Source organism: uncultured Nitrosomonas sp., assembly GCF_902826915.1.
Lineage (GTDB): Bacteria > Pseudomonadota > Gammaproteobacteria > Burkholderiales > Nitrosomonadaceae > Nitrosomonas.
The window spans coordinates 21,663-30,486 of sequence record NZ_CADEGP010000035.1 but is presented as its reverse complement, the minus strand read 5'-3'; the positions used below and the strand labels follow the sequence as shown (position 1 = coordinate 30,486).

The 8,824-nt window shown below is 44.7% G+C and carries 7 protein-coding genes; 1 reads left to right on the top strand and 6 read right to left on the bottom strand.

Annotation, left to right across the window (positions count from 1 at the left end):
- Positions 1-753: 753 nt before the first annotated feature.
- The 6 genes from QZV86_RS07775 to def form a co-directional block, all read right to left on the bottom strand.
- Complete coding sequence (locus QZV86_RS07775; protein ID WP_295625814.1) at positions 754-2,016, bottom strand: sigma-54 dependent transcriptional regulator; 1,263 nt, start codon at positions 2,014-2,016, stop codon at positions 754-756.
- A 150-nt stretch (positions 2,017-2,166) separates the two neighbouring features.
- Positions 2,167-4,344 carry an ATP-binding protein gene (locus QZV86_RS07770; protein ID WP_295625812.1) on the bottom strand — a complete coding sequence of 726 codons (2,178 nt, stop codon included), beginning with the start codon at positions 4,342-4,344 and terminating at the stop codon, positions 2,167-2,169.
- The gene (locus QZV86_RS07765; protein ID WP_295625810.1) at positions 4,344-4,943 is read right to left on the bottom strand and encodes a DUF4390 domain-containing protein; all 600 of its coding nucleotides are present in this window, start codon (positions 4,941-4,943) and stop codon (positions 4,344-4,346) included. The genes QZV86_RS07770 and QZV86_RS07765 overlap by 1 nt, the downstream gene beginning before the upstream one ends.
- Before the next feature lie 7 nt (positions 4,944-4,950).
- Positions 4,951-6,228: a 16S rRNA (cytosine(967)-C(5))-methyltransferase RsmB gene (gene rsmB, locus QZV86_RS07760; RefSeq protein ID WP_295625807.1), complete on the bottom strand. Its 1,278-nt coding sequence runs from the start codon at positions 6,226-6,228 to the stop codon at positions 4,951-4,953.
- Between the two features lie 3 nt (positions 6,229-6,231).
- Positions 6,232-7,173 carry a methionyl-tRNA formyltransferase gene (gene fmt, locus QZV86_RS07755; RefSeq protein WP_295625805.1) on the bottom strand — a complete coding sequence of 314 codons (942 nt, stop codon included), beginning with the start codon at positions 7,171-7,173 and terminating at the stop codon, positions 6,232-6,234.
- Between the two features lie 14 nt (positions 7,174-7,187).
- Positions 7,188-7,691: a peptide deformylase gene (def, locus tag QZV86_RS07750; protein ID WP_295625803.1), complete on the bottom strand. Its 504-nt coding sequence runs from the start codon at positions 7,689-7,691 to the stop codon at positions 7,188-7,190.
- Positions 7,692-7,785: 94 nt separating this feature from the next.
- Between def and QZV86_RS07745 the strand changes: the two genes are divergently transcribed.
- Complete coding sequence (locus tag QZV86_RS07745) at positions 7,786-8,820, top strand: LysM peptidoglycan-binding domain-containing protein (RefSeq protein WP_295625801.1); 1,035 nt, start codon at positions 7,786-7,788, stop codon at positions 8,818-8,820.
- Positions 8,821-8,824 lie beyond the last annotated feature (4 nt).

The following is an 8,824-nucleotide window of genomic DNA, read 5'->3' as shown; positions in this document are numbered from 1 at the left end:
TAGCCCTGTCTTCAACGGATTCATCACTGAGTCCACCGTGCCAGATTCCTACCAGTAACATCTTGAACAGCAGCAACCCGGGATAGCCAGGACGGCCTACGGCGTCATATGTGGAGGGGCACAATGTTCAGCGATTGCTTCTCTATCGGTTCCCAATCAATCAGGTAATCGATTTGATTAAGAAAGTTTCCTTTGCGGGTGCGGCGGGTGACATCAAGCTCTGAAAAACTCATATCAATTAACTCAACAATATGATTCAGAACATTATTACATCATCATCTGCACCTGAAAATGACTCTAACCGTGCAAAGTTCTTAGCATGCACTACACAGATTGACACTCCCACAAAACTGTACAGGATATGAAATTGATTCAGCTTTGATTGAAACGGATTGGAACCCTAGGGATAAAAATATCAGTAGAAAAAATATAAATAAATTAAGCGATTGCTTCTTAGATTGTTTCTTCTTACGACTGGAAAAACCACTTAACATGACATCCTTTCAACAACAATATGCTACGGGTTAATAAAATGTTTCAGCACATTCACAAAATATTATAGAGAAAGCTTGGCTACTATACTACTCAATGCGCTAACACAAAGAATTTTTTTGTGAATATGGAGAAAAATATAAAAGGCAGCGATTGTAAAGTTTTTTCTTACAACTTGCAATATTCCATCTCCGGCTTCTTCCCTAGAGACCTTAAGTCTAGGACTAATCAGCTATCGAGCAATCACCCACTTACTGCGAATCAATTTCCCCGCAACTTAATCCCCAATAATTTTATTTTGCGATAAAGGTGCGTACGCTCTAACCCAGCTCGATCCGCCACGCGCGTCATATTCCCATTTTCTTGATCAATCAATCTCTCAAAGTAAGTTTTTTCGAATAAATCACGCGCTTCGCGCAATGAAAGATCAAGAGGAATTTCCGGAGCAACCGATGTGGAAGACGATTCCGGAAAAACCATTGCCTGCTGCACCGCTTCGACTGAAATTTCATCACCGGTAGATGTTAATGCCAATGAATGGACCACACCCGTTAGTTGCGTAAGATTTCCCGGCCAGTCATAATTGCGCAGGCAATTCAGCGCAGCGGTAGTAAACTGCAATGTTGATGAAGCCTCACCTGATTCAACAAAGCGCGATAAAATTTGATTAGCTAATTCAGGGATATCTTCCCGATGCGCTCTCAACGCAGGAATACCAATACTTAAACCACTTAATACTTCATATAACTTGGGATGATAAGCGCCTTGCGCAGTTAATTCTGCTATTGGGTGCGATGTCGCACAAACCAGCCGTACATTATATTTTTCCAGTTTATTTAGTAACAGCAACAAACCCTTTTGTGCTAATTTGCTGATTTCACCCACCTCCTTGAGAAATAATAAACCATCACGTGCAGGCTCTAATAAGTCTAGTGGTGATTCTGCCAATAAAGTCAATGTCTCGGGTTCTACCCACGGTGTATTGGGGCGATGCATAAAGCGAGCGCATATTTCGGCCCCTGCACCAGGCTCTCCCATCAGTAGCACAGGTGCTTTCAGATTGACTACTTGCTCCAATCTTTTCCGCAGATCTGCAATCAAATTACCTTTGCCCAAGCTAGCCAGAGAAAGCGCTGATTGCTGTTTACTTTGCCCACCTCGCAACGCTTTGCTAACGGTACTTAACAATTTTTGCAGTGGTATCGGTTTTTCCAGATAACTAAATGCACCAATACGCGTCGCTTCAACTGCTGTATCAATAGTGCCGTGCCCCGACATCATGATCACTGGCATCGTCAACATTCCATTACTAACCCATTCTTTTAGCAAAGTAATACCGTCAGTATCAGGCATCCAGATATCCAGCAAAACCAAATCAGGGCGCGTCTGATCCCGCCAGATACGCGCTTGTTCAGCGTTTTCTGCCAACGCCACACGATATCCTTCATCACGCAAAATTTCTGACAGCAATTCGCGTATACCAATTTCGTCATCAACGATGAGTATTGTATTGTTTGTTATCATCTAGAATTCTCTCCACGACTGAGATTCAATCAGCTAGTTTACGGCTAACGTAAAAGTTCATGCACACTTTTGGATTCGGAGTTTATGATTAACGAGCACCAACACATGGAATATCCTGCTCGCCTTTTCTATATTTACAGACTCGATAATTTAGTTTAATGTCAATCTGTTATTTCCTACAGCTTTATTTTTTTCCACCGCAGGCAGGATGATTGAAATTTGCACACCATGCGGCTTCATATTTTCAATATGAATAAACCCATCATGTTCTTCAATAATCTTCTTGACAATAGGTAAACCCAAGCCTGTACCCTTCAGTTTAGTCGTAACATAGGGCTCAAAAACACGCGCTCTGATTTCTTCCGAAAAGCCGCAGCCATTATCACGTACACTTAGCTGCACACCTCCGTGCACTGTTTCGGTTTTTACTTCTATCACGGGTTTCAAAGCATCGATTAACGCATCCTGTGCATTCTGCAATAAATTATGCAGTACTTGGCGTAATTGCGCAGAATCTCCCCTAACCTCCGACAATTCTTCTGCCAATTCTTGTGTGATTTGTATGTGCTTACTATTTTCAGCCGCCATACTTCCAGTTTCATAGAGCGACAGCACTTCACGAACCAGCTGGTTAAAATCTAACGGCCGCAATTCCAGTTCAGGAGTACGTGCATATTGATTGAACTCATTGACCATTTTCTTTAGCGCCTCGACTTGATTAACAATGGTTTCAGTTGAGCGCTTTAATATTTTGGCATCTTCTTCGTCGAGTTTATTAATTAACCTATGCTGCACCCGCTCCGCAGAGAGTTGAATCGGCGTCAACGGATTTTTAATTTCGTGTGCAAGACGCCGCGCTACTTCGCCCCAAGCTACAGCACGCTGCACCTGGAGTAAACTAGTAATGTCGTCAAAAACCACCACACCGCCGCCGCCCGATAACTTAGGTAGTCGCGTACCCCGCAACAACAAAACCTGGTTACGGCCATCTTCCGAGCGTGTTAGTTGGCGCTGCCAAACACCTGCCTCTTCTGAATTAAAACCCGTTCTAATTTCAGCAATTAACGTATCCAATTGCGGCTCATTGGTTACACACCCTTCAATAATTGAACCATCCAAACTGATTAAAGGTGTTTGAAGTATTTGCTCTGCACTACGGTTTGCTTTAGATAAAGCCAATTGATCATCGAATACTAATACACCGGATGAAAGATTTGCCAGGATACTTTCCAGATGTGCCCGAGCACTTTCTACTTCCTGCTGATTATGCTGCGCAACTGCTTGCGCCTCCTGCAATTGCTGCGTCATCAAATTAAATGATTCCGTCAATACACCCAATTCATCGCTACTTTGAACCAGATGGCGGCGGCTGTAATCACCCTGCGCAATAGCGCGCGTCCCTTCAGCTAACATACCGAGTGGAGCACTTAACTTCTCACTAAGCAATGATGCCGTTGCCAGCGCTGAAAATAATGATAATAACAATGCCAACGTCAATGTCACACTATACAATCGCGTTAATCCGTGGCGAGACAATGTAAGCTCCTGGTAATCTCGAAACCCGGCCTGCACTCGCTCAGCATCTTTGGCCAACTGCGCGGGAACCGGCTGCAATAACTGCAGAACCCGGATATCTTCCTTCAAGCTCAATACATTGACAGGCACAACCACACGCAAATACAAGCCTTTATCAGCTAACGATTCAACCGCACTGTAGGCTTTCTGGATCCTTATATGCCGCATTACCATCGTGTTCGGCTTTTCTAGAAATAACGCCAGATTACTTTCGCTTGAGAATGCGATCACCTTGCCATCCTGGCTAAATAAAGTCGATTCTTCCACCTGAGATTGTAACAATAATTCGTTGAGCACCAGCAGAGGCGGATTAGATGTTCCAGCTAACATCAACGCTGTAGCTTGTGCTTTTTTTTGCAGCTCCTCCAACAAGTTATCCAGCATAGTCTGGCCAAGACTCAATCCTCCCTCCAAGGCGCGATCCACTTTCACATCAAACCAGGATTCAATACTTTTCTCAAGGAATTGAACTGACACAGCATAAACCAAAGCACCAGGAAGTATGGCCATCAGTGAAAAAACCAGCATTAATCGTAACGCCAGCTTAGATCCAAACACACCTGATTTAAGTCTACGCCTGAATCGCCACAACAATATTGCAACGATTGCCATGAGAAAAAGTACAAAAGCCGCATTTATAACCAATAGCAAGCGGTACTTACGCTCAAAAAACTCCGTATTGGCACCTGCTGTAGCAAGCAAAAACAACATGACTGCCCCCACACCTGCGCCAATAATGAGTACATATTTCATTACTGACCCTTCATTTGGAAGGATTGCCCCGGTGTAGGTAACTTCATGCTCCACTCCAACTTGTCTGAACTCAAATTCCATCGACTGGAACCAAAGGCCTCGACCTGAAATGGCTTGGGCATACGTGTCAGATCGAGCCATATACGCAGTGACGCGATATAATCCGTGTCCTGCTTTAATTCTGATTTAACCGTCAAGGTAAAATCATGCAATCGACCCATAACCTGCAATGCTTCAGTGAGCGTGTTAAAGCTCTGTGAGAACGAAGCGTGATTTAAATGATACTGTCGCGTCAGTGCATAATATCTCAATCCGACTCTGTACTTGCCGCGCACTACCTCGTCGTCCAGCCAATACCAGCGCTCATCAACCAAACTGAATCTGAATACAAAGTAAAGTACAATACCTTTCTCAAGCGCCTGTTCCAACGTCGGGTTAAGCGCAATTTCAGAATCTACGCTGATTTCATAACCTCCACCCGCTGCTGCTAAATTGACACTCTTTATCCGGATACCCTCCGCCTGTACAGTAGCTGCTGACAACAGCAAAATCAACCATAAGAAAGCCAAACTGGCATACGATATCTTCACTCGATCCATATACCGATCAGTTTTTTTGCAGCAAGGTATAAAAGAAGCCGTCATGTTGAGTATCAGGTAACAGTTGTCCATCAACCATCGCCGCCACAGAAATCGGTAATTGGCACGCATCAGAGTGATGTTTAAGAAATCTCTCCATTTGCATTGTATTTTCTTCCGCGAAGATAGAACAAGTCACATAAAGCAACTTACCATCCTTCCTTAGGGTTTCCCACAATGCATCAAGAATTGCTTGTTGATATACAGCAAACTTAGCCAAATCACTCTCGCGCCGGAGCCATTTAATATCAGGATGTCGGCATACCACGCCCGATGCAGAACACGGCACATCAGCCAAAATTCGATCATAGGGTTGCTTATCCCACCATTCATCAGGATTCGCCGCATCACCGCAAATTAATCGCTCTGATGTCATCCTCAAACGCTCAAGATTTTGCTGCACCTGGATCAGCCTCTCTGGATCATTATCCAATATCGACAGCGATATATTCGCCAACTCCAGCAAATGCGTGCTTTTACCTCCGGGAGCAGCGCAAGCATCCAACACCCGCATGCCATCATGCACATCGAGCAGTGGCGCAGCAAGTTGTGCACCTGCATCTTGCACAGTCACCAATCCCATTGCAAAACCCGGCAGAGATTCCACCCTAAGCGGCTGACTCAATTGAAGTGCACCTGGCCATAATAATTCAGCCTGAATCCCATTTTCTGCCAACAAATCGCGGTAATCCTCCACGCTGATCTTTCGCCGATTAACCCGCAGAGTCATTGGGGGGCGTTTGTTATTTGCTCTCAGTATAGCTGCAAAATTTTCCGGATATTGCCAACGCAACTTATTGACCCACCACTGCGGATGCGAATAACGCCCAACTTCTTTTTCAGCAGCTTGTCTCAATAAATTTTCCTGTTGCCGGATAAAATTGCGTAACACCGCATTGACCAATCCTTGCATTCCGCTACCCTTCACTAAGCAACGTGAAGCTGAGACTGCCTGATCTACCACAGTGTGCGACAACACCCGGCTATATTGCAATTGATATAAACTTACCAGCAGCAGATGATACAAACTTTTATCGCGTAACGGCTTCTTCAGTAAGAGCTCTAGGATTGCTCCCAGTTGCCCATAGAAACGCAACACTCCGTAACTTAAATCCTGAATGGCACCTCTCTGCTGCTTCGACAACGAAGATTCCACACGCCAAACATCCTGCAACACCTCGGTCAGGCTTGCTCCAGCTAGCACCTTACCCACTATAGAAGCCGCAGCAAGTTGCGTTTTGATCATACTCTATGAATAATTAACCAAAGTAAAGCATTCACCCGGTTGAAAGTTATTGCCCGTCAGAAAATCCGCCACATTCATCTTTTTCCCACCCGGTTTCTGTAACATTTCCACTTGTAACAGGCCAAAGCCGCATGTTACTGATATACCGTCTCGATTTGCCGCAACAATTTCACCTGGTTGTCCGGGTTCTCCCGCCACTATTTTTGCCTGCCAAATCTTCAAAACCATTCCTTGGAAAGATGTATAGGCTCCCGGAGTTGGATTAAACGCACGTACCACCCGATCTATCTGCTCAGCTGGAAGCCGCCAGTTAATTTCAGCTTCTGCCTTAGTTATTTTAGTGGCATAGCAAGCTTGTTCCTCATTCTGAGCAACTGGAACAAGCTTTCCTTGCTGCAGCTGAACCAAGGTTTCAACAATACTCAAAGCACCTAATAGACTCAACCTGTCATGCAGTGATTGCGTGGTATCGTCCGGCGCGATCTTCATTTCGTGTTTCAGTAAAATGTTACCCGTATCGAGCCCTGCATCCATTTGCATGATTGTAATACCAGTTTCATCATCACCAGCCAGAAGCGCCCGTTGAATCGGCGCGGCGCCACGCCAGCGTGGCAAAATCGAAGCGTGAATATTTAAACAGCCATGGCGAGGAACATCTAACACTGCTTGTGGCAAAATCAATCCATACGCCGCGACGATCATCACATCCGCATGTAGCGCCTCTAATTGTGCTTGTATTTCAGGCGTTTTAAGTGTCGGTGGCTGCAGTATCGCAAGATCATGCTGCTGAGCCAACAACTTGACTGCACTCGCAACCGTTTTCATCCCTCTTCCGGCCGGCCGGTCTGGTTGGGTTAAAACCATCGCAATCTGATGTCCCGCATGGATCAATCCTTCCAATGCAGCAGCAGCAAAAACAGGGGTTCCGGCAAAAATAATTTTCATGTAAGTTTCCGCGCTTACATTGTACTACGCAGTTTTTTCTTTAATCTTGCCAAAGTGCGTGCTTGTTTAAGCCGGGACCAATATTCAACAAACACTTTACCCGCCAAATGATCCATCTCATGCTGAATACACACCGCCAGCAATCCATCGGCATCCAAAACGAATGGTTCACCTTGAGCATTTAAAGCTTTAACCGTAACAAGCTCAGCACGCTGCACTTTTCCATAAATACCTGGTACTGACAGGCAGCCTTCTTCAAAATCAGATATACCACTGCTCGCAATGATTTCAGGATTAATCAAAACGAGCAATTCATCCCGCGCCTCTGAAGTGTCAATAACGATAACGCGCTCATGTACATCCACTTGTGTTGCGGCTAACCCTATCCCAGGTGCAGCATACATAGTTTCTGCCATATCATCTATCAGCGCACGGATTTTATCAGTGACTTGCGCAACAGGAATCGCTACAGTATGTAGTTTTTCGTCAGGGTATTGTAATATTTTTAAAATAGCCATGAAAAAATTATGTAGATAAATAAACTCAATGCCGCATTTAGACCGTATCATTAGTCAATTATTCTGCAAGTTAATAACTTAACGGGGATCGTCCATGCGAAAGCCTATTATAGCTATGATTTTATTCCTGAGTCTGCTTTCTATTCCACCAGTCAATGCTGAGAATAACTTATTACGAAGCGATACTCCCTATCGTCATGTCGTTGTGCCAGGCGATACGCTATGGGGGATTGCTTCCAGATTTCTTAACGACCCTTGGCGTTGGCCTGAAATCTGGGGACTCAATCGTGAACAGGTAAAAAATCCTCACAGAATCTATCCCGGTGATATTGTAGTACTGAGAAAAACACCCTACGGACTTCGATTGAGCCTCGAGGATAATGAAGATGAAATTAGGACGGTCAAATTATCTCCAAAGATTCGCTCGGAACTATCAGATGATGCTGCCATACCCAGTATCCCAGCCGCTGCCATCGAGCCTTTTCTCAGTCAACCGCTAGTTATTGAAAAAGATGGTCTCGACAATGCACCCTATATCTTAGGCTCCAGCGACAATCGAGTTGTTCTAAGTACAGGCAATACAGCTTATATCAGTGGATTACCAAAAGATAAAGGTTCGACATGGCAAATTTTCCGTCCTGGCAAAACGTTAAAAGATCCCGATCAAAAAGACCAGATTCTCGGCTACGAAGCAACTTACTTAGGCAACGCCAAAGCTACTGTATTTGCCGATGTTAGCACAGTCACTATCACGCGGGCCGCGGAAGAAATCCTGAATGGAGATCGTTTGGTTCCCGCACCTGATAACATATTCAATAACTACGCACCCCATGCGCCAGATTTTCCAATCAATGGACGAATCATTTCAGTCTATGGTGGTGTCACCGAAATTGGCAAAGGCGCCATCGTTACCTTGAATAAAGGTGAGTTGGATGGCTTGGAGATGGGGCATGTGCTTGCTATTTTCCGAACAAGCCAAGCTAAATCTCTGACAGGGGAAACGGTACAATTGCCTGATGAAAGAACGGGGTTGGCATTCGTATTTCGCGTTTTTGACAAAATATCTTACGCGCTGGTCGTTCAAAGCACACATTCCATTAAAATACTGGATGCAGTCAAAACACCTTGAAATA

Coding starts and splice junctions, on each gene's coding strand:
- QZV86_RS07745 (WP_295625801.1), top strand. CDS start 7,786: ATGCGAAAGCCTATTATAGCTATGATTTTATTCCTGAGTCTGCTTTCT.
- def (WP_295625803.1), bottom strand. CDS start 7,691: ATGGCTATTTTAAAAATATTACAATACCCTGACGAAAAACTACATACT.
- QZV86_RS07775 (WP_295625814.1), bottom strand. CDS start 2,016: ATGATAACAAACAATACAATACTCATCGTTGATGACGAAATTGGTATA.
- QZV86_RS07765 (WP_295625810.1), bottom strand. CDS start 4,943: ATGGATCGAGTGAAGATATCGTATGCCAGTTTGGCTTTCTTATGGTTG.
- QZV86_RS07770 (WP_295625812.1), bottom strand. CDS start 4,344: ATGAAATATGTACTCATTATTGGCGCAGGTGTGGGGGCAGTCATGTTG.
- fmt (WP_295625805.1), bottom strand. CDS start 7,173: ATGAAAATTATTTTTGCCGGAACCCCTGTTTTTGCTGCTGCTGCATTG.
- rsmB (WP_295625807.1), bottom strand. CDS start 6,228: ATGATCAAAACGCAACTTGCTGCGGCTTCTATAGTGGGTAAGGTGCTA.